Raw genomic sequence first — 17418 nt, 5'->3', positions numbered from 1 at the left:
TAACTCACCCCGGAGCCGTTCCACTTCCCCCAGCCTCACACCACGAAGATGCCCACCAGCAGGCGAGATCACTCGACGTAACGAAGCACTACTAGGCCGTGTCTCCTAACTTCGGTGGGGCATGAGGGGCTTCGCCGATTCGCGTAGACTCATGACGTGGCTTTCATGAGCACCCCGCACTGCTGCTTCCTGTGATCGGAAGGCGCTGAGGGCGATGCCGGACGGCGTCGCCCTCCTTGGCGTGCCTGCTGCGTGAACCACGCTCCCAACGCTGCCCACTCCTTCCTGAGGCAGTGGCACTCTGAGCGCGCGTGCAGGCACGGACTCTTCCCTTCACCCTTGTCAGGAGTGCCTCGTGCCTGTGACGCTTCCGCCTGCCCTTGAGCTGTCTCTCGACCTGTTGTGTTGCCCAACGTGCCGCACGCGCCCCTTGCACCCAGACCGTGGCGCACTGCGCTGCCCGGTGGGCCACGCCTTCGACGTCGCCCGCCACGGCTACGCCGGCCTGCTGACGGGCACCCGCGCCACCAGCGGCGACGACACGGCTATGGTTCAGGCCCGGGATCGATTCCTTTCCGCTGGCGCCTTCGCGCCCATCCGCGAAGTCGCGGCCCGCCTGGCGGCCGACGCCACGTCCGGACAGGCCACGATTGTGGACGTAGGGTGCGGCACGGGCTACTACCTGGCCGGTGTACTCGACCAGCTGCCCGGCGCCCGCGGTCTGGGCCTGGACGCATCAGTACGCGCTCTGCGCTCGGCAGCCCGAGCCCACGAACGAGGCGCCGCGGTGGCCTGGGACGTCTTCCGCCCCCTCCCACTGATCGACGGCGCGGCCGATGCTGTGCTGAGCGTGTTCGCCCCGCGCAACCCGGCCGAGTTCCACCGGGTGCTGCGCCCGACCGGCCAGCTGATCGTGGTCCGTCCCACAGCGCGCCATCTGGCCGAGCTGCGCGGCCGGTTGCCTGCGATGGTCACGATCGACCCGGCCAAGGAACAGCGCCTGCACCGGGCGCTGGACCCCTTCTTCAAGGCCTCCGTCACCGAACAGGTGGAGTACCCCGCGACCCTGTCCAGGCTGGATGCCCTGGACCTGGTAGCGATGACGCCGAGCGCACGTCACATGAGCCGCGCAGACCTGAATGATGGCCGCCTTCTGCCTGATCAGGTCACCGTCTCCGTGCTGGCCACCGCATACCAGCCTCGGTGACCGGCCTCGGGGATCAATGGAACCGTGGTTATCGGTGAGAACGATCATGGTGCCGGGATGCGCCCTGCTTGATGGGCTTCACACCGTTTTCTGACAGAATCCCGGGCGTGAGCACCCCCTTCGAGTCCGACGCCTTCGACCTCCTGGTGGCCGAACCCGCCCAGCGGACCGAGATCCTCAAAGGCTTCGTGAGGTCGGCGTCTTCCGGGGCGTCGGCCACGGAGACATAGAAGGGGCCGCTGGCATCGACTCGGCCCTGGACGGTCGGGTCAATGCCCAGCCAGTGCAGGGCGTTGCGTGCGTGCGCTGCCGACAGCCAGCCCGGGCGGCGTGTTTCACATCGCGTCCACGCCCGACCTGGGGAGAGCAGTGACTCCTGAGTCCGTGACGAGTGGAGACTTTTAGATGCGGTTGCTGGGCTGCGCGGGGAAGTCGGGGCGGCCAGCCACCGCGGCGGTGCAGAAGGAGCAGCGGCGGGCTGCGGCGGGGATGGAGCTGAGGCACTCAGGGCATTCTGCCTTGGGTGCCTCGACATCCTTGCTGGACAAGAACCGGTCGTGGAGCTTGTTGACCGGCAAGACGACCAGGAAGTACATAACGGTTGCGGTGAGTACGAAGCTGAAAACAGCGTTGAGGAAGGCTCCGAAGGGGAAAGTGGTGCGGGCGACGGTGAAGGAGCGGTTGCTGTAGTCGCCGACCGAACCGGTCGCGAGGCCTACCAGCGGGGTCAGGAAAGCCCGGACGAAACCGTTGACGACGGCGGTGAAGGCCGCACCGATGACTATGCCGACCGCCAGGTCAACGACATTGCCGCGGAGCAGGAAGTTCCTGAAGCCCTTCACCGTGCCCTTGTTCCTTTCCTCGATCTTCACCAGCTCCGCCCCATCAAAGACCGATGAGCGCCAAAGTCCACTCGCGAAGCTGTGCGGCCTATGTGCGGCGGCTACCCCGCCGGACGAATGCCACACCCAGGGGCGCGCCCGTGTTCCGCGGCCACGTCGAAGCGGGCCGCTGCCTCGTGGTTCGCCACGGCCAGTCACCAGACGGAGGCAGACCATCGGCCGGCTGTAACAGGTCAGCCACGTCCGCGAATCCGAGACTGGCGCCGATGCGCTCGGCGACACAAAGTTGCGCCTTGAGGGCGTTGGCGTAACAGCCGTACGTCTCGAAGCGCTTCTCGTCCCACCGCTCCTCCCGCTGCCGCTTCCACCGCCGACGCTCGGCCAAGCTCTGCACGGCATACGAGCCGAGCGCACCGACCACGACGTATAGGCCGGGCAGCTGATCCAAGAGCGCCACCGTTCCTCCCCGACCGGTTCCCTGAGGCCGAGCGCTCGTCGCTCCGCGGTCGGGAACCCCTACCCACCTTCACCATTGGGCACTTCAGCTCGGCCGGATACCGAAGGGTGCGTTCCAGCATCCCGGTGGACGAACGGCGTGCCGGCCCAGCTGAGCACGCCCCAAACTGCGAATGGAGTTTGACCAGTCTCAACGAAGTTTGATCGGCGCCCGGGGGCTGGTTCGAGGATCAGCGAAGTCATCGGTGTCAATCGTTCGGGTCCGCGGGGCCGACGGCCCCGGCCCGCGCGGCGGCTGCCGCCTCCAGCAGGGACCAGCCGTCGATCTCCACCGCCCGCCGCGCCTCTGGCTGCCACCCGCAGGCCGACGCCGCGTCGAGCAGAGCTCGGACGGCGCCGGGTTCGTGAAGGTTCAGGGTGGCACCCCGGACGTATCCCACGTTGCCGGAGCCCAGGGGAGCCCCACCCGGGACAAACCGGCCCGGGCCCTCGGTGAAGACGATGCGCAGTGGGCCACCAGTGCCAGCCGGCTGCGGGTACAGCGTCAGGGTCTCGCAGCAGGACCGGTTGCCGTCCAGCACGCTGTGGCTGTGGCGGAGCGTCCACAGGTACACGCGCGCGTCGGCAACCAGCCGACGAGGCTTCTTCGGATGACGGGGCACGGAGCCGAGGGTACGCGGCCTGATCCACGCGTCCCACTCCACCCGGAAACACAGAGGCGCTCTCGGGTGCGGGGCCGCTGTTGGCAGAGCACGAGCCGCGCATAGCCAACGCTCACAGACGGCCGCGTCAACTGAATGTTGAGACTTAGAGTCCGGGAGCCGACTCCGGCCCGGGCGGCCGAATAGTACGCCCGCACCCGCAGAGGAGCACCCTCACCGCCGCCATCCGCAGGGAAAGGGCAATCCGGGTTGGTGGGGCCGACCGGACGGAGAGACGCTTTCCCCAGGGCGTTTCCTGACAGGCGATTCCCTCCGACGGCCGCAAGGGAGTGCACACCCATGGGTTCTTCGCTTAAGTCCTTCAACATCGACAATCACTTCGTCCGGCACGCGAACTTCCTGGGCGAGTTGTCGGCCGTCGCGAGCGACCTGGACCGCGCCGACGCCACCTTCGACATGGTGAACGGCCTGGCGGACCACAACCTCGTGTCCTTTCGGTCCTTCAACTTCCCTCTCCACTTCCTGCGGCACCAGGACTTCCGCGTCAAACTCCACGAAGGCCCGAACCCCCCGCTCGTTCCCCCCGGTTCGACACCCCCGCCCGAGCCCCCGGACATGCAGCAGATGCGGAAGGACGCCACGTTCGTCCTGGTCCCGGGGCTCGCGCACCCGGACGCGGTGTCGTTCCGGTCCTTCAACTTCCCCAACCGGTTCCTGCGGCACAGGGACTTCCACCTCTTCGTCGAAGAGGTCGACAGCGACCTGGCCCGGCAGGACGCGACGTTCACGGTGGTCCCCGGCCTGTCCCCGGAGCCGGCGGGACCGCACTAGGGACTGGGGGAGCCAGAGCCGGATTGCGGCGAGAGTGACTGTGCCGTGGAAGACGTTACGCTGAACCATCACGCTGGCCGACGGCCCTGGCAGCCCGACCGGCCGCCAGCTGTAACCGGCCCCAAGGCGGTGAGGTCACGCGCGTGTGGACCCTCGCAGCGCAGAGCCAACCGTCTGCCGGCACCGTCACACGGGCGGGGTGACCCGAGCGCCTCGCAGTCGTTGGGCACGGCGTCGCGTGCATGAACATCCGACCCCCGCGGATACGCGAACAGCCCCGGAACCATGTCGGTCCCGGGGCTCGCGGGCTGTCCAGGGTGCGGCTGCTACAGCTCGAATTCCTGGTGCTCGATGTCCGTGAAGTGGACCTCCTCCAGGGAGCCGGCGCGGCGGCCGCCGTCCTCGAAGTACACCTCGCGCAGTGCGTCGGCGGCGATCTGCTGGAGCTGCTGGTCGCTGGCGCCGGCCCCCTGGGCGTCGAAGAGGCGGGCGGCGTAGCGGGATGGTAGGGCGACGGTCAGCTGACGGACGCGTTCCTCGTCCGTCGTCCCGATCGGTGCGACATAGCCGAGCCCGACCCGGGTGTCGATGACGATGCCGCCGGTGGTGGCCGCCTTCTGCCGGGCCTTGGCCCTGATCTGCGGCTGCCACCGCCTTTTGACCTCGCGCTCCAGGCGGGCGCCGAGGTCTGGGCGGGGCTTTGTGCTCTGGTCCTTCACGTACCGCTCGACGCGTGCGCTGGGAGATCCGCAGCATCTGGGCGACCGGCTTGGTGCCCTTCATCTGCTTGACCAGGTACCGCATCGGCGCCCCCGCGCGCTTGGGCGCGGGCCGGGTGAACGCCTTCTGCACCGCCTTGTCGAGGCCGTCCCCGAACGTGGCCATCGTGGTCTCCTACTCGCCGTTGTCGACGTCGATGACGGAGCCGTCCTTGATGTACCGGGTGAGGTTGAGCTCCGGCGCGTCGAACCGCTCGCGGACCTCCTCGCCCCACAGGACGGTCTGGGTGCCCTCGTGCTTGACCAGGCCCGGGTTGGTGCCGAGCTTGAAGCCGCCGAGCAGCGGCTTGCCCTCCCGGTAGGCAGGAAGTCCAGCGGCGACGGCCCGTTCGAGGCGTAGACGACGCAGTCGTGATTGACCGCGACGGGGTACTGGCCGGTGAACGCCGCATGCTTGACGATCTTGCGGTGCAGGTTGATGTGGGTGCGGGAGATGACCACCGCCCGGATGTCCGGCCGCCACGTCGGGCGGGACAGGGCGCGCCACGGCTCGCCGGGCCGCCAGCCCTCACCCCGCGGGCGCTCACGGAGGTTGCCGACACCGCCCTTGACCGTCGCTTGATCGCGGTGGCGACGATCGCCACCTCGGGATCGCGCTCCTTGTAGCCGTCCATCGCCGCCAGGAAGTCGGCCGACTCCATGTCCGCGTGCACGCCGAGGTCGGCCATCGTGGCGGGGTAGGCGTCCCGCAGCCGGCTGTACCAGCCGTCCAGGTAGCGGCCGTTGTCATAGCGCACCCACGCCTCCAGCGGGCGCACCGCGTAACCGAGCTCCACCGCGTACGCGACGGTCGGCGTCGAGTACCAGGCCGGCCTCTCCGGGCGGTCGCCCTTCGGTGTGAACGGGCTGGGCAGCAGCGAGTTGTCCAGCTCCACCCACTCCTCGCCGCGCACCCCGGACGGGTCCACATGGGACAGGTCGACCAGCCAGGAGCCGGGCAGCTTGGGGTCGAACATCGGGTTCTTCACCTGCGGGGGCGCGCCTAGGCCGACGGTCAGGCCGTTGACGTCGGCGCCGAACGCGAGGTTCACGTCCAGGCCGACCAGGTAGCGCAGGGTGCACTCGGCATCGGTCATCGGCCGCGCCCAGTCGTAGGACTCCTGGTGCAGCGTCACGCCGGGGCCGCGCACGTGGAAGCGGGGCAAGTCCTTCGGGAGGGGTGGCCGTCGGGGGCCTCGCACGGCGCGCAGTCCACCGGCTTCTGGCCCAGTGAGCCCGGGTTCTTCTCGTCGGCCTTGCGGAAGGCGCCGGTGGCTTCGTTCCAGACGGCGTTTAACCTCCGGCCGTGCCGTGACGGGCTGAGGTTGATCTCCGGCTCAGACCCGGTGCGAGGCCTTGTCGAGGGTCGGCGCATGATGGCCGTCATGGAGAACGTGGTCGAAAAGATCAAGGTCTGGTTCCGGTTCGCCCCTCGCGAGGGGTGGTTCCCCCAGGACACCGAGGGCCTGTGGGCGACGCCGCTCGGCGATGACACGGCGTGTGTGCAGAACATCCCGTTTCTCCAGAATGGGGTCGCCGAGGGCGATGTAGTGCGATACCAGACCGACGCCGACGGGCTCCACTGGGCTGTCGGGCGGGTCAGTTCGTCCGGCAACTGCACGATCCGTGTGGTGCCTGTGCCCACCGGTCCCCTGGGACGCAGTCCTCAGGCGGTGCATCAGCGCCTTTCAGTGTTCGAGCTCGGAGGCGAGGTCTTCAGCGAGGACTTTCCCATGGTGGCCTTCACCGCACCGGCAGGCGCGGACTTCGCCGGGATCAAGGCTCTCCTGGCACAGGGGCAGACAGAGGGGTGGTGGCACTACGAGGTCGGATGTGGCACCGACGAGTGGTGGAACGCCTGAGCCTGCCAACTATCCGATTCGTCGAAGTTTGGTGCCGACCTTGTGATGTGAGGGTCGGGCGTATGACTCGCCTGTGGCGAGGACGCGTCCGACGTCGTATCGGGTGGCCGGTCTCCGGTTCTTCGAGCCGGGTGGGCGGCCGGGGCCCGGTCGAGTGGGATTCGGTGCACGGGCTGGAGTGCCCGTCTTCGCGCGGAGGTTCCTGAACCCCCGGCGGACTCGGGCGGGGGTGAGTCTGTTCGGTTCCGCTGGTCGTTCCCACGGCCGACGGAGGTCACGCGCGAGTGGCCGGGCGAGCCGGAGTTGGGCGTGGGCGGCCAGGACGAGCCAGGTCCAGCGGTCGGCGCGGCGGAGTCCCGGAGCTTGGGGCGGGTCCAGCCGAGCGTCTGCTTGAGCAGGCGGAAGGTGTGCTCCACGTCGAACCTTCGCAGGAAGGCCTGCCAGCATCGGTCGACGTCCTCAGGGCGGGCGCTGGTGCGGGACCACCAGAGACAGACGGGCTTGTTCACCCCGCCGCTGGGCAGTTTCGCGCCCGTCAACCTGATCACGGTGCCCTCGATGGAGGCGCGTCGTATCCGGCGTCCAGCACCGACCAGGACGTCCGGGTCATCGTCCCGCCACTGGCCGGCCCGGATGAGGCGTTCGATGACCTCGCGGATGCTGGCGGTGACGGCGGCCAGGTCCGTGCCGGGCTCCAGCCGAATCACGTCGAGCAACGCGGTCCACGAGGTCCGGCCCGTCCGAGCCGGTGCGGCCAGGTGGGTCGTGCTGCTACCTGAGTTCAACGGAGTAAAAAGCGCCGGGGAACTCCCATCCGTCGGTGCCTTCGCCGATGTCCGCCACGATAATGTCGTCGATGAAGTGGTCCTCGAAGGCCTCATCGGTGAGTTCACCGGCCAGCCAGAGTTCCTCGATCTCGTCCCAGTCGCCCCTGCTGCCGTCGATACGCAGAGGTGCGGCCCGTCGGTTGCCGCGCTCGCGTGCGTCATCGCCTGTTTTGACGATGCCGCTGATCTCAAACTGCCCGTTCTTGACGTGGGCGGGGATCGGGTCGGCGGGAACGATGGCGGCGTTCTCGTAGGCGGTGTGGATGATGTCGCGGTAGCTGCGGCGGATGTTGTACTCGGGGTCGGACAGCCAGTTGATCAGGGTTTTGGTGGTCACGTGGAGGCCAGCGTCCTCCAGTGCCTGGTAGCCGCGGTGGGTTGCGGTGAGCTGGCTGAGCTGTGCGTGCCAGTGTTTGGCGGTGTACGAGGACAGCCGGTGGCGGGGGGTGACCTGGGAGCGCAGGAGGTCGTTGAGGGCGGAGCCCAGGGAGCCTCCGCGGCCGGTGGGTCCGGCCATCAGTCGTCGCCTTCGGGGATGATCTCGCCGGGCTGGATGAACTTGGCCTTTACTTCGCCGAAGCCGGTTCCGATCCGGTACGTGGCGGGCGGCGTGCCGTCAGGCGTCCAGAAGACGGCCGCGTCGACGTTGCGCAGTGCGAGGAGCGTGTGTCCTTCCTGGACGGCCTTGAAGGCCACGCTCCAGTGACGGACGGAGGCTTCGGCGACCATGCTCATGCGCCAGTCGGGCCGCCAGAACGGCGAGCGCTGTTCCTGGCGTTTGGGCCACAGCAGGCGCAATGCGATGGACAGCCGCGTCTTGTATGTCTTGTAGGCTTCGCCGCCGACTTCGACGAGCTCGGTGCGTGCCTTGCGGGTGGCCTCGTAGAAGGGTTTGAAGAGGCTCTCGTTGGCCTTCCCGGTCCAGGAGTCATGGATGGTCGGTGCGGCCGCGAGGTGGCCTTCGCGGACGAGCTTCTCGAGCTGCTTGATGTGGGGGGTGGTGACCCACACGCGGCCTCGTTCGTCGGGCCGCTCGATGATTCGCCCCAGAGGGTGCGGCATGTCGGTGCGGTTCCACTGCGGGATGTCGATGAGGTAGATGCCAGCCTTCGTCTTGTCGAACGCGTCGAGCGGGCCGGTGTGCAGGAGCTTGTTCGGGGCGAGGGGGACGGCCGAACAGGCGGAGGGGTAGCTGCCGTTGCGGTCGATCAGGCAGATCACGCCCTCGCCGAAGGAGTCGGGCACGTCGAGCTGGTCGCGTCGGACGCGCTTGCCGTTCGCCTTGATGTGAGGGACGCGGGTGAGGGTGACGTCAGGGTGGACCCAACGGGGCTCGCCGTCCATGTCCTCGCTGATCAAAGGCCACGGGCCGCTGTCACGTTCCTCGGTGCGGATGACCGGAATCGGGTGCATCTTCGAGCGGCTGACCGCGTCCTTGAGGATCCGCAGTGCGGGAAAGACGTGGTCCTTGGGCTCATCCTCCTCATCCCCCGGCGACAGGTCGTCCTGACCGCCGTCTTCCTCGTCCTCCGCCATGTCGTCCTCGATGTGCCCACGGCCTGCTGGGGCGTGGGCTGGGGCACCGGCAGCAGCGGCCTGCCCGGCACTTGCGGCGGTGTCGGCGGACACGGGGGTGCTGTAGGCGCGCAGCGCGGCGGCGAGGCGGTGTCCCTCGGCGGTGTCCGGCATGCGCGAGACCGCCGAGGCGGCCTGGAGCAGCGACGGCAGGATCCCCTTCAGGGCTTCCTGGTCGCTGCCCGCGACTGCGGCACGCCATGCCGCCAGCTCGTGGGTGAGGGCGGCGGGAATACCCTGGTGTCCGCCGGATGTGTAGGGCAGAGCGGCTTCGGCCAGTTCCAGAGCAGCCGTTCCCCCGGTGACCGGCGAGGGTGCCAGGCAGTCGATGCGGTCGAGGGGGGCGGCTCCGGCGTCCAGGAAGCGGGCGTGCAGCAGGTCGGGCCTCAGGTACGCCGAACCGATCACGCCAAAGTCCCTCTCCGCGACCGTCGCCTGGACCGTGGAGGGGACCTCTGTCGGGGCGAGCGTGACCAGGACGTCGGCGTCCAGAAGACCGAGCAGCGCGGGGTCATCGCTGTCGATGATGGCCAGGACAGGGACGTGCAGCGTGCGGGCGAGGGAGGCCAGCACCTGGGAGGCGTCCGGCAGGCGATCCCCGGACAGCGGTAGACGGGCGCTGGGGGCGGCCTGGAACCGGTCCACGACTACGAGGGCCAGGTCCTGAACGTGCGGGGCGGTCTCCGCGATGGCCTCGGCGGTCAGGTCACTGCCGTCGTCGATCAGCAGGGGCGCCTGGACCAACTGCTGGGCGACCTGCTGCTCCTGCGTGGTGAGAAAGCCCTGCTTCAGGCGCGGGTAGTCGCCGCCGGTCTCTGCGGCGAGGATCCGGCGCATGATGTCGGCCCGGTTCGGACCGGACGCCGCGTACAGGACCTTACGGCCGTCGACGAGCGCGGTCTGTCGTGCGGCGGCCAGCCCCAGCAGGCTCCCGCCCACATTCGGGGCGGCCGCCACCAGTGTCAGCCGGCCGGACGGCACGCCGCCCGTCGCCGCGTCCAGTCCGGAAAGCCCGAACAGAGGGCCGGCGGCCTGGCCGGAGGTGAGCACGGCGCCGATGGCGTCGCCCAGCGTGGCGAGCCTGCGCGGCACGCTGTCACGTTCCGGATTGCCCTGGCCGTCTATCGCACCTCCTGCGGGCGCCGCTCCCGTGGCCGGATCGGATGAGAGGGTAACGGAGACGACGTCGGCGGACAGCAGCACCGCGACCGGTGTGGTGTTCCGCAGGAGCACCTGCGGCTGCCCCTGCGCCGCACGTGCGATGAGGTCACCGAAGTCCTTCTGCGCCGCACTCAGCACGTGAGACGGAAGCACCTCCGTCTCACGTGCCGCCGGAAGCCGGTCGAGCGGCGCCAGCAGCACGCGATCCTGCCGCTTCTGGCCCTTATAGATGAGGGTCGTACGCCCGTTTTCCTCGGCGCGCTTCACCAGGGTGTAGAGAGCGTTGCGTGCCTCGGTTACGTTCATCTCTTCGTGCACTGGCCGACTCACTCACCCTCCAGACCCATCAACTCGCCACCATAGTAGCAGTATCCACACAATCAAGGAGCAACGTCACACCAATTTTTTCAAATTTCACTCATTTATGGGAGGCATCGGTGTGAGTTGGCTACCGGGAGTCAGAAAACTTGCCCTGGTTGGGTGGCCGGGCACAGACCGAAGGTCGGGACCTTCAAGACCGGTCCTGGCCTGTCACTCAGGTTGGCCGCAGACGATCGCACCCCGTCTGGCGTGGCCTCAGATCCCGGCTGCCGACTCCTCGCCGTCAGGCACCGCCTTGTACGCGACGTGGCCGATAGCAGAGGGGCCTTGCTCAAGTTGCCATGCAGGGTCCTGCGAGGTCCCGTGCCCGGCTGGACGACTGGGTGAAGCGTTCGAGCACCTCGTCGAGCGGCTCGCCCCGGTAGTCGGACATCCGGTGTCCCCGGTCGTGGAGGCCGTGGATGGAGGTTCCACGAGGCCGAGAGCGGTCCTCATCTCACCAGCGGCACGGGTTGATGTGCCAGGACCCGGTGACCTGGGCGTTGACCTCGGTGAACGGCACCCGCCCGGCGGGGGTGACGGTGGCGTCGGTGCTGAGGCGGCCGCGGTAGCCGACGTTCCGGTAGGTGGCTGCGAGGCGGGCCGAACCGTCGAGCAGCTGCTTCTGAACGGTCGGGGTGAGGTCGCGCAGGGGGACGCTCGCGTGGCTCAGGCGTCGGCTGGAGTAGCGCAGCTCGCCCATGTCGGTCGGCTGGATGCCGGTGTCGGTGAGGTGCTGCTCCCAGTACACGGTCCGCGCGTCGGGGATGGTGGACGCCCAGGCCGGAGCTGGTCCGCGGCATGCCGGTCATAGCACTGTGCGCGGGCGAGGGCGGCTTCACCGGCCGCCCCCACCGGGGACCAGCCTCTTCGCACACCCGCCGCGTTCCTGGCACCTTTGCGTGAGCTCGGGTAGACCAGTCGGACGGTTCAGGTGTTGCACGGGGTCCGGCCGTGCAGGGCCGCCGGATCGGCGCGGAGGACGGAGAGGCCGGGGCTGCTGATCCTGCCGGTGAGGTCGTGGAGCACGACGGCGGCCGGTTGCGCATCGCCACCCGCCCGGCTGCGCGCCGGCTGCGTAGGCCCGCCGGTGTGGCGGTGGCGCGCTGCCGGGTGGTCCTGTCTGCGTACTCGTTGCTCTCTTCCGGCTCTGCTCTCATCTGTCCGGGCAGACGGGGCTGCGCGCCTGGCCCGGCAGGTAGTCGGACTGTTCCTGCGGCGTCAGGTCACGATGCACGGCTCGACAGATCATCCGTATCGCCTCGTACGGGTCGGGCAGGGACACCTCCCACAGCCGCGCCGTACGATCATCGCTGCCGGTCGCCAGGGTGTCTCCGTCCGGGCTGAAGGCGACCGCGTCCACGGCACCCTCATGGCCGGTGAGAGTGACTCGGACTTGGCCGGTTTGCAGGTCACGCAGCCGTACCGCGCCGTCGTCGCTGCCGGTCGCCAAGGTGTGCCCGTCGGGGCTGAAGGCCACCGACTCGATGGGGCTGGTGCCGGTGAATTGCGCGCGAGCGTGTCCCGTGGTCACGCCCCACAGGCACGTCGTACCGTCGTCGTCACCGGTGGCCAGGGTGTCCCCGTCGGGACTGAAAGCCACCGAGTGCACATTGCCGTGTCCGTCGGGGAGGGTGAACCTGCGCCGGCCGGAGGCCGTGTCCCAAAGCTGAGTTGTGCCGTCCGTGTTGCCGGTGGCGAGGGTCCGTCCGTCGCGGGTGAAAGCCACGGATGCCACAGCGCTGCCCGGGCTGTTCGGGGGTACCGGGCGACTCGGCAGGACGATGCGGGTATGGAGTGTGTTGAGGTCCCACAAGCCCGTCGGTCCGTCGTCGGAGCCCGTGGCGAGTGTCCTGCCGTCGGGACTGAACGCCACTGATATGGCCTCGCCTGCCCGGCCGGTCAGTTTCGCCCGGACGCGGCCTGTGGCCAGATCCCACAATTGCGCTGGATGGAGCATGGCGGCGGTAGCGAGGGTGCGTCCGTCGGGAGCGAAAGCCACCGACGAGGCATCTTCAGGAAGGGCGGCTCCCCGGCGGCGGCCTGTGGCAATGTCCCATAGCCGGACCTGGTCGGAGCCGGTCGCGAGTGTCTTGCCGTCGGGACTGAACGCCACGGACAGTACGGCGTCGGTGTGGCCGGTCAGTATATTTCGGACACTGTCGGTGGGGAGGCCCCAGAGCCGGGCCGTGTGATCGGTGCTTCCGGTAGCGAGATGGTGTCCGTCGGGACTGAAGGCAACCGACGTCACGGTGCCGCTGTGGCCGGTGAGTGCCATCTGTGTCTGGTCGTTCGCCGTGTTCCACAGACGTACCGTGGTGTCGGCGCTGGCGGTTGCGAGTGTCTTGCCGTCGGGACTGAACGCCACGGACTCCACGCGGTCGGTGTGGCCGGTCAGGGTGGTACGGACGTCCCCTGTGGCCACGTCCCACAACCGCGCCGCGTGATCATTGCTGCCGGTCGCCAGGGTGTTTCCGTCGGGGCTGAAGGCGACCGACGTCACGCCGGCGCGTCCGGTGAGCTTCCTCAACGTCTGGTGGCTGGCGAGGTCCCAGAGCCGCACGCTCTTGTCCTCGCTGCCGGTGGCCAGGATCCCGTTCTTGGGGTTGAACGCGAGCGTGCGCACAGGCCCGGTGTGACCGGTGAGTGTGGTCCGCAGGTGCCTGGAGGCCGCGTCCCACAGCTGTACGGCACCGTTCTGACAACCGGCTGCCACGGTCCCGCCGCTGGGGCTGAACGCGATGGCTTCCACTGCATTGCCCTTACGGCCGGCGATGAGGACACGGCTCCGTCCGGTGGCCACGTCCCACAAACGTGCCGTGCCGTCGGCCATGCCTGCGGCCACGGTGCGGCCGTCCGGGCCGAAGTCGAGAGAGAAAACGGAGTCAGTGGCACCAGTCAGCACGGTCCGGGCACGTCCGTCGTTCACATCCCAGAGGCGGACCGTACGGTCGCCGCCGGTGGCCAGCGTCCGACGGTCGGGGCTGAATGCCACTGCGCTCACTTCGCCTCTGTTGCCGGTGAGGCGGTGCTGGAGGGGAAGGCTGGCCGCGGCGTAGAGACTGGCTATGGCTTCGTTGGTATGGCTGCGTTGGTAGGCCCGGATGGCCAGGAGCGAAGCCAGATCCGGGTTGCTACCGATCAGATCCTTCGACTGGGCGGCAAGCTGGCGGGACTCCGCGACTTTCTGTGCGGTGACGGCGGTCTGCCTCTGCCACAGGAAGGATCCCGCGGAGATCAGAGCCAGCACGAGCGCTGATGCCAATAGGGCGTTGAGGCGTCTGCTGCGACGCATCGCAACTTGTTGGTGCCGATGGCTGCTGCGGAGGAACGCGGTGATGTCCTGCGGCAACGCCCGCTGCCGGGAAAACTCCAGGCCCTCAGCCAGATCGCGACCGGTGAGCAGTTCATCGGAACCGGGCAGTTCCGCCCACCGGGCCTGCCGCTCGCTTGCGCGGCGCAGCCAGTCGTGGAATTCGTGGTCTTCGGCCACCCAGGCCCGCAGATCGGGCCAGTCACGGATCAGCGTGTCGTGGATGAGTTCGGCCACCGGCTCGCCGGGTGCCGACTCAGGCTGGCCGGGAGCGCGTTGCGAGCGGGTCGTGATGATTCGGTACCGGGTCAACGAGGCCAGCACTTCATCAACGTCGGAGCCGGCCGGCGGGACGCCGGCGTTGGTGTCTGCGGCAAGTTCCCGCAGAACGGACAGCGGAAGCTGCTGGCGGACTGCCGGAACGAGGTGGGAGGCCGGTGCGGGCCGCACGAGCGCCGTCAAGATGCGCTTGGCGGTGGGCCGTTGCTCCCTCGGCAATCGGTCGAGGGTGGCGTTGCACCAGGTGGCCAGGCTTCCGGTGACCTCACCGATGGCGTCGTATGCCTCGTGGGTGAGGAAGCCGTTGCGGCGTCGTTCCCAGAGTTGGCTGAGCACCAGTGCCAGCGGGGGCAGCAGCGTGGCCGGCGCCCTGCGGGCCGTTGGACCGGTGCGGTCGCCTGCCAGGACATCGGCGGTGATCCGCTCGGTCAGACCGTCCTCGAAACGGGCCCCCGCTGCCTCGGCAGGCAGGGTGATGATCGCCCTCAGCTCCTGAACGCTCAAGGTGGCCGGCACGTTGACCAGGCCCGGGGCAACGGCTTCCAACAACTCCGGGGCCGTCGAGGCCAGCAGAGGATAGAAGTCGTCCCGCATGACCAGGAGCACGCTGAGCTGAGCGCCCGAGCCGATCAGGGCCGAGAGCTGGTCCAACTGCCGTTCACTGTCGGGCTGGGTGAGCAGTTCCTCGAATTGATCGATGACGAGGACGATGCGCTCGCAGGTGGGGTCGGCGTCCAGCCTGCGGGTGATCCCCGCGACAATCTCATCAGCGTCCGCACCTGATAACCCGGCGTGATCGAGTTCGGCCAGCAGGTTATGCCCTGGGCGCACGAGGACGGGCAGCCAGCGGTCACTGCCAGGCAGCCTTCCGGTGGCCAGGGCGGGCAGCACCCCGGCCTGGACCAGGGACGACTTCCCCGACCCTGAAGGCCCGAGCAACAGCAACGCCTGGCGGTGCTGGGCAAGGCCGGTCAGTACCCGATCGACCGCCTCGTCGCGCCCGTAGAACCACTCGGCATGCGCGGCCGTGAATGGTTCCAGCCCCCGATACGGACAGACCTGCCGTTCGACAAGCGTGGGCCAGACCTCTCGCAGGGCTTCGCTGGGCGTCGCATAGGCGATGCCCTGGCCTTTCAGGTAAGTGTCAGGGGCGGTGATGGCACTGAGCATGCCGATCACCAGGCCGGTCACGCCGTCCACGACCGGGGCGCCGCTGAAGCCTGTGGTCAGGTCGTTGGCGTCCGTGAGCTGCAGTAACGAGCGCCCGTTGGCGGGTAGAAGGTCACCGGCAACGCCATAGCCGAAGTGACCATCGGGTGGCGCCTGACTGGGAAAGCCGAACGTGCGGACCCGATGCCCCCGGCAACCGTCTGCCGAGCCCAGCGCCAATGCGGTGACTCCGGCCGGTGTCTCCTCCAGCCGCACAATGGCGAGGTCCTCGTCCTCGGGGGCCCGCCACGCTTCGGCGACCGCCAGGCCGAGCGCCTGTGGCTTGCCTCCGACGTGTGGGAAGGCGAGCCGAACGGTGCCACCAGGACCAGCTCCGGCCTCCGCCACCACGTGTGCACACGTGATGACCACGCCCTCGCCGGCCAGGAATCCTGCCCCCACCGCACGGCCCGCGGCATCCAATATCTGAGCGACCGCAGTGGTCAGACCTGTCCCTTGACCAGGCCCGGAAGACACAGAACCCATGTCCATGGCCTGCGCTCACTGACTTTCAGGTGTGTCAGGAGCGGATTCATCGCCCTTCCACACCACCTTCACCCGCAGGTGACAATTGGCCTCACTCTTGGCGATCACCGCTCCAGCATGTGCAGCCAGATTGACGCCGAACTCGACCTCGATCTCGTCAGGACTGGCCCTTCGCAGCTGCCTCAGCACCGTCCGGGTCATGTCCGTCACTGGTTCAAGGGCCGCTGCCAGACTCACTGGAAGGTCACGGATGGCGTCGCTGATCCTCCCGGCCTTCACCGGCCCGTCGAATTCCGGCGCCGCCTCGATCAGCACCGAGCCCCCACCATCCAGCGGAATCCGGGCGATTCCTTCCACGCGTCGCTCACCCCTCCCACGATCCCAGCCCTGTCACGTCCTCAGGCCGGCCGAGGCCCAACATAGCGGAGACAGCTGCCCCTTGACGGATGTCCTGCATCCCTCGCATCGGCTGGGGGCTTGTGACTGTCTGGACCACATACGTCTCTAGAGGTTGTCCCGTTGCTCGCGCCCGGCGGTGGACGGCGTTCTCCGCGTCTTGCTGTGGGCTGAGGTACATCCGACCTCGTCGTATGCGGAGCGGGCTGAGCAGGCCGGTGCCCTGGTACCCGCCGTCGGCGAGGGTCGGTGCGCCGCGACAGACCCTGTCGACGCCGGACTCCGTGAACACCCGCCAGTCGTTGCGGCAGCCGGGCAGCGAAGGCCCCTCGCTACCACGAGGCGGCTGTTGGCGTCGGTCACGACCTGCAGGTTCGTCGAGTACCGATGGTTCTTACCGGACGCGGTCACGCTGCGATCACGGGTGGGCACCAGGGTGCCGTCGATGATCTGGACGGTCTCTTTGCTTGGCCGCCGGGCCGGAGAGATGGCCGGCAAGGGTGCGAGGTGATCGAGGATGCGGTCGGCCGCGGACTTCGAGACCCCGCACAACGGCGCCACCTGCCGCGACGTCAGGTTCGTGCGCCAATACGTCGCCACCAACCTGGTGAACTGCGACTCGCTCAGTCCGGAGAACGGCTCGATCCACTTCGGATCATCCGCTGAGATCACCCCACCCACGTCCAGCCAACACACCACCCGACTCACCGGTTACGGGACAACCTCCAGCGGTCGGCAGGAGCATCTGCTGGATGACCGACATGCGCAACCCCGAGATAGACATCGAGTTCGACACCCAGTTCCCGGATTCCCTGATCACCGTCGAGGACGTCACCCAGCGTTGGGCGCCGAGTCCGGAGCCGTGCTCGGTGCCACGTCGGGCGATCACCGGCTTCACGCCGAGCGCCCGGACGAGGCGGCGATACTTGTCGTGGTCGTAGCCGCGGTCACCGAGCACAATGCCCGGGCGGCGCCGGGGCCGGCCGCGCTTGCCCCGCACCGGCGGAACGGCTTCGAGCAGCGGGATGAGCTGGGTGACGTCGTTACGCCAGCCCGGATCCGGATCCTCGCCTCTCAGTACGACGCCTTGCGGGGCAGCTTCGGGTGGTGCCGGGCCCTCGACACCACCAACGCCCAGCACCAGCAACTCACAACACACCGGCTGACCATGCCCGTCCTCGCGACCGGCGGTGC

The 17418-nt window shown here is 68.5% G+C and carries 11 protein-coding genes and 5 pseudogenes; 4 read left to right on the top strand and 12 right to left on the bottom strand.

The window, feature by feature from the left end; all coding sequences use genetic code 11:
* Positions 1–355 precede the first annotated feature (355 nt).
* A complete protein-coding gene (locus ABT171_RS40320) occupies positions 356–1207 on the top strand; it encodes a methyltransferase domain-containing protein (RefSeq protein ID WP_351251738.1) in 852 nt (283 codons plus the stop codon).
* A gap of 107 nt (positions 1208–1314) precedes the next feature.
* Positions 1315–1437: a hypothetical protein gene (locus tag ABT171_RS40315; RefSeq protein WP_351251736.1), complete on the top strand. Its 123-nt coding sequence runs from the start codon at positions 1315–1317 to the stop codon at positions 1435–1437.
* 171 nt (positions 1438–1608) lie between these two features.
* Here ABT171_RS40315 and mscL read toward each other — a convergent pair whose 3' ends face one another.
* A complete protein-coding gene (gene mscL, locus ABT171_RS40310; protein ID WP_351251734.1) occupies positions 1609–2079 on the bottom strand; it encodes a large conductance mechanosensitive channel protein MscL in 471 nt (156 codons plus the stop codon).
* Between the two features lie 674 nt (positions 2080–2753).
* On the bottom strand, positions 2754–3167 hold the full coding sequence (locus tag ABT171_RS40305; RefSeq protein WP_351251732.1) for a hypothetical protein: 414 nt from the start codon (positions 3165–3167) through the stop codon (positions 2754–2756).
* A gap of 339 nt (positions 3168–3506) precedes the next feature.
* On the opposite strand from ABT171_RS40305, the gene ABT171_RS40300 reads away from it, so the two are divergent.
* Positions 3507–3998 (top strand): AbfB domain-containing protein, encoded by a 492-nt coding sequence (locus ABT171_RS40300; protein ID WP_351251730.1) that lies wholly within the window; start codon positions 3507–3509, stop codon positions 3996–3998.
* A 326-nt stretch (positions 3999–4324) separates the two neighbouring features.
* Here ABT171_RS40300 and tpg read toward each other — a convergent pair.
* Both tpg and ABT171_RS40290 read right to left on the bottom strand, forming a co-directional pair.
* Positions 4325–4883: pseudogene (tpg, locus tag ABT171_RS40295) on the bottom strand (telomere-protecting terminal protein Tpg).
* Positions 4884–4892: 9 nt separating this feature from the next.
* Positions 4893–6005, bottom strand: a pseudogene (locus tag ABT171_RS40290) (telomere-associated protein Tap); the annotation flags it as partial.
* 124 nt (positions 6006–6129) lie between these two features.
* On the opposite strand from ABT171_RS40290, the gene ABT171_RS40285 reads away from it, so the two are divergent.
* Positions 6130–6618, top strand: coding sequence for a DUF4265 domain-containing protein (locus ABT171_RS40285; RefSeq protein WP_351251728.1), 489 nt, complete (start codon positions 6130–6132; stop codon positions 6616–6618).
* Positions 6619–6627: 9 nt separating this feature from the next.
* Here ABT171_RS40285 and ABT171_RS40280 read toward each other — a convergent pair.
* From ABT171_RS40280 to ABT171_RS40245, 8 genes and pseudogenes are all read right to left on the bottom strand, one after another.
* Positions 6628–7355, bottom strand: a pseudogene (locus ABT171_RS40280) (hypothetical protein); the annotation flags it as partial.
* Positions 7356–7389: 34 nt separating this feature from the next.
* Positions 7390–7962 (bottom strand): hypothetical protein, encoded by a 573-nt coding sequence (locus ABT171_RS40275; RefSeq protein WP_351251726.1) that lies wholly within the window; start codon positions 7960–7962, stop codon positions 7390–7392.
* Positions 7962–10487 carry a DnaB-like helicase C-terminal domain-containing protein gene (locus ABT171_RS40270; RefSeq protein WP_351251724.1) on the bottom strand — a complete coding sequence of 842 codons (2526 nt, stop codon included), beginning with the start codon at positions 10485–10487 and terminating at the stop codon, positions 7962–7964. Before ABT171_RS40270 ends, ABT171_RS40275 begins: the two co-directional genes overlap by 1 nt.
* A 511-nt stretch (positions 10488–10998) precedes the next feature.
* Positions 10999–11292 (bottom strand): hypothetical protein, encoded by a 294-nt coding sequence (locus ABT171_RS40265; RefSeq protein ID WP_351251722.1) that lies wholly within the window; start codon positions 11290–11292, stop codon positions 10999–11001.
* Between the two features lie 405 nt (positions 11293–11697).
* A complete protein-coding gene (locus ABT171_RS40260) occupies positions 11698–15834 on the bottom strand; it encodes an nSTAND1 domain-containing NTPase (protein ID WP_351251720.1) in 4137 nt (1378 codons plus the stop codon).
* A gap of 9 nt (positions 15835–15843) precedes the next feature.
* A complete protein-coding gene (locus tag ABT171_RS40255; RefSeq protein ID WP_351251718.1) occupies positions 15844–16185 on the bottom strand; it encodes a CU044_2847 family protein in 342 nt (113 codons plus the stop codon).
* A gap of 7 nt (positions 16186–16192) precedes the next feature.
* Positions 16193–16905 (bottom strand): annotated as a pseudogene (locus ABT171_RS40250) (transposase).
* A gap of 151 nt (positions 16906–17056) precedes the next feature.
* Positions 17057–17278: pseudogene (locus ABT171_RS40245) on the bottom strand (transposase); the annotation flags it as partial.
* Positions 17279–17418 lie beyond the last annotated feature (140 nt).

It is taken from the genome of Streptomyces sp. NPDC001851, from assembly GCF_040297165.1.
GTDB lineage: Bacteria > Actinomycetota > Actinomycetes > Streptomycetales > Streptomycetaceae > Streptomyces.
Note: the sequence above shows the minus strand (reverse complement) of the source record. Positions and strands in the feature narration are given on the sequence as shown.